Origin of the sequence: Colwellia sp. BRX8-9, assembly GCF_014077245.1 — a bacterium.
GTDB lineage: Bacteria > Pseudomonadota > Gammaproteobacteria > Enterobacterales > Alteromonadaceae > Colwellia_A.
On the sequence record NZ_JACGVN010000078.1, the window covers coordinates 1 to 279 of the forward strand.

The following is a 279-nucleotide window of genomic DNA, read 5'->3' on the forward strand; positions in this document are numbered from 1 at the left end:
GGCTCGTTTAATGCCCGCATAAACCAACTGATATCGATTAAGCGCTGTTTATAGACTTGTGCTGTTTCTTCAACCATTGCCATTTCGAATGTCGTTAATGATTGCTCCTGTTGATATTGACGGGTCAACAGGGTGCCTTTAAACAACTTATGCCAACGGGACAGTACCTCTAGCGTCGTCCAGTTGTTAGCTTTTTCACTATCAACATGAAGGACTAAATGTAAGTGATTATTCATGACAGCGTGAGCACAAATATCAATAGCAAACACCTGAGATAAT

At 40.9% G+C, this 279-nt stretch carries 1 pseudogene; it reads right to left on the reverse strand.

Annotation, left to right across the window (positions count from 1 at the left end):
- Window positions 1-279, reverse strand: a pseudogene (locus H4J70_RS20340) (transposase); the annotation flags it as partial.